The following is a 3250-nucleotide window of genomic DNA, read 5'->3' on the forward strand; positions in this document are numbered from 1 at the left end:
CCTGCGCGACGAACAGTGTGATCCCAAAGTCGTCGAGAGCATCATGGCCGACGAGAAGAGCTGCTGAGGCAAGACGGCCCTCGGCGGAACCTTACTTTCATCCAGAATAGCGTGTCTTTGCTGCGGGCGGCGTCTGGTGTGCCGAACCCGGACAGCGCCCGCCACGTCCATGTTCCCGGTTGTGCAGGGCTGCCGTTCAATGCCTGCGCCAGATCGGTTAAATCGGTCTGCCATGCGCCCAGGCCCACTGCATCCAGTCTGGAAAATGCCCGATCCGTGTCTTCAGCGTGCAGCGCCGCCCTATAGCGCAGGTGATCCGCCAGTGCCCGCAGATGCAGCGCCGCCGTGTCATGGCGCAGTTCCATATTGTGCAGAATGTGGTGCAGAAACCTGTCCTCTAGGGTCGGGATCATCAGGCCGGGAATGCCGCTTGGGGTGGCATGGCGCAGCATTTTCGCACCATTCAGCACGGATTGCACCGCGCTGGACCCCGGTTGAATGTGTAGCTCTACGGTAAACAGCCAGTCTGGCGCGATGATCTGGGCCAGATGATGATGCGCACCCGGTAAAATATCCCGATCCGCCACCGGCAGCCCCTTGGCTTCGCGCAGCAGGCGGGCGGCGTGGGTAATCTGGTTTTCAGGGATCAGAATATCCAGATCGCTGATATAGCGATGTGCGGGGATGTCGTGTAGCGGTTGAAGGACGTCTGCGGCCCCCTTTAGGGCCAGAATTGGAATGCCGTGCTGCGCAAGGATCGCGGCGATTTCCGCTAATTGCGTGATGGCTTGGGTGTTGCGTTCGCCATTCGCGCGCTGCATTTCGGTAAAATAGATCACCAGATCATCTGGAATCGCGGACTGTAGCGCAGGCAACGTCCGTAAGCCGCTGGCAAGGATCGTTTGCCCATAGGATTGATTGGCAATCGCGGCGATTTGTTCCGGTATGCTGTTTCGTAAATCGGCGATTAACCCGTCATAGGCCGGTCGCCCCAGTGCAATGGCCAAAATACCCAAAACCGCCCGATGCGGGGCCGATCCGCAGGGGGTCAGGGCAGGGGGTTTTGAAGCAACGACAGACATGTAGGCACAGATTGATCCGAGCGGGAAAACCGTAATTCATAAGCCGGGACATGGTTTAGCAATTCCGTCAGGGGCGCAATATCCCCCTGATGGCTTTCGGATGTGCGGCATCCCGCTTTCAGGGTCTGAATCAGAGCCTGTTCAGGCGAAATTCGCATTATGTCGTGGGGGGCGTCTGGGCGATAGTGCGGGATCACGATGGCCTTTACCGGCAACGCTTGCCCCAAGGGAATGGCCCCGGCGTCTTGTAGTGGGATATAGCGCACGCCTTCGCGTGGGCTGCGCGGGGTCAGGCCATATCGGTCCTGTAGCGCGCGAATTTCCGGCAGCTTCCACGAACCGGGCTTTACCCCGGCGGATGTTGGAAAGCTCATGATTTGGCGCCCATCCCGACAAAGCGGTACATGGTCGTCCCCCAGATAGGCACAGCCCGCCGCGACCAATCCAAAAGTCAGCGTTGATTTTCCCTGTCCGCTTTCCCCTGAAATCAATAACGCCTGACCGTTCAGCGCCACACACCCCGCATGAAAAACCGAGGCCACATCTTGCGGTCCACAGGTTGCCTCGGCCACTTCGCGCATCAGAACGAACCGGGCGGCATCCAACCCGATCCGACCGGACACCGCCGCACCATTGCGAAATATCGCAAACCCGTCGGTATCCGGCTGGGCAATCAGGTGGCGTGTCGGGTGTTTCGCGGCCCTTGGCGGGGCGGTCATATGCCCCATGATCGTTTCCAATTGTTCGGATAACACCGGGTCTGGCGCATAGACATGCGCAACGCCCCCCGGACCGCTGAAGCGTAAGGGCATTGTGTGTGGTTGGCCAGAAAAGGCCACGGGATCGGGGAAATCGGGTGTTTCGCGGGTTAATAACCCGGCCTGTTCCCATGCGGCCAGAACGGATTGAATTGCAGCTTTTGCTTCGTTTCTTTCGTCGGGGCGGTCAGCCAATCGCGCCGCCAGCTCATCCGGGGGCAACCCCATGCCGATCCCTTTGGCAATGGCCTGACCAAAGGCGTTTGTCAGCACAACCGCACCAGTAACAGGGGACATCAGCGCAAAAGATTGCCCGATCGGGACACAGGGAATGTTCAGGGGATCAGGCACCGGATAATTACGATCTTAGCCAGAGGTGCCGAAACACCGTTTTGGTGGGTTGGGATTATAGCATGGATTGCTAGAGGCATTTTGCGCCAATGCCTGTTCTGCGGAAATTGCAACAATGCTGGCACCAGTCGCGGCACCGGCATATTTGCCGACGGACTTCAGAATGTCACGACGCGAATACTGATCTGGTTTATGCGATTGTTCCATGTGGCTTACCTGCTGTTACTCTTACCATGTGCCCGAGGATTTGCTGCGGGTGCTGGGGAACGCATCTTCGTATGATTGGTTCGGGGAATAGCCATCCCAGCCGTCGGCCTTTGCCTTTGGCGCTTCCTGATAGCCCAGCAACCAACACCACCACCAAGGGTAAGTTGCGCGGCAATTGCTGGCCGTGGCCTGCGCCAAAGCTTCGGTCGCACTTAATGCCACCACGCTGGCCCCGCCTGCCGCAGCGGAATATTTCCCAACGGATCGCAATACCTCGCGTCTGGTAACGCTTTTGGGGTGGGGCTTTTGCTCCTCGCTCATGGTGTTGCCTCTGTCATGTCCGGGAAAACCCCCCGGTTAATCATACGTTTCAAAGTTATATTTCTGGGGATCACCGTCTGGATGATCTGCCCAGCTACGCCCGTTTCCGCGTCCGTTTCCGCCATTATTGCCGTGGCCGTTACCGTTACCGTTTCCATTTCCGCCGCCATTACACCACCAAGGTGGGTTGGGGCGGCTACAGGCGGCTTGTGCTGCGGCTTCCTCGGCGGACAACGCAACAACGGCCGCCCCGGACAGGGCGACGGAATATTTCCCAACGGCTAACAACGCATCGCGTCGGGTATAGGGTTTGGTACTGGTCTTAGAACTGCTCGACATGACTTTAACGTCTATCTTTTGACGATAAGCCTAGCAGGTCTTTTTGATGAAAGCACTAGGCTCAGGACCCATTAATCGGCTTGAGATCGCATTGGTCGCATGCTTCAAATCCCCAAACTTTCAGGGGGTATCATGAGCAATCTATTTTGGCTGACCGACGAACAGATGGCGCGGCTGCGACCGTTCTTTCCC

General features: G+C 57.8%; 5 protein-coding genes. All 5 read right to left on the reverse strand.

The window, feature by feature from the left end; genetic code table 11:
• Positions 1–41: 41 nt before the first annotated feature.
• Positions 42–1082, reverse strand: a complete 1041-nt coding sequence (locus FN828_RS20205; RefSeq protein ID WP_142495107.1) for a nucleotidyltransferase family protein — start codon at positions 1080–1082, stop codon at positions 42–44.
• Positions 1049–2137, reverse strand: coding sequence for a phosphoenolpyruvate carboxykinase (ATP) (locus FN828_RS20210; RefSeq protein WP_142495108.1), 1089 nt, complete (start codon positions 2135–2137; stop codon positions 1049–1051). The genes FN828_RS20205 and FN828_RS20210 overlap by 34 nt, the downstream gene beginning before the upstream one ends.
• Positions 2138–2206: 69 nt before the next feature.
• Positions 2207–2398: a hypothetical protein gene (locus FN828_RS20215; RefSeq protein ID WP_142495109.1), complete on the reverse strand. Its 192-nt coding sequence runs from the start codon at positions 2396–2398 to the stop codon at positions 2207–2209.
• A 21-nt stretch (positions 2399–2419) separates the two neighbouring features.
• On the reverse strand, positions 2420–2719 hold the full coding sequence (locus tag FN828_RS20220) for a hypothetical protein (protein WP_142495110.1): 300 nt from the start codon (positions 2717–2719) through the stop codon (positions 2420–2422).
• A 36-nt stretch (positions 2720–2755) separates the two neighbouring features.
• Positions 2756–3058 (reverse strand): hypothetical protein, encoded by a 303-nt coding sequence (locus FN828_RS20225; RefSeq protein WP_142495111.1) that lies wholly within the window; start codon positions 3056–3058, stop codon positions 2756–2758.
• Between the last annotated feature and the right edge of the window lie 192 nt (positions 3059–3250).

Source organism: Thalassovita litoralis (assembly GCF_900182725.1).
In the GTDB taxonomy this organism is placed as follows: domain Bacteria; phylum Pseudomonadota; class Alphaproteobacteria; order Rhodobacterales; family Rhodobacteraceae; genus Thalassobius; species Thalassobius litoralis.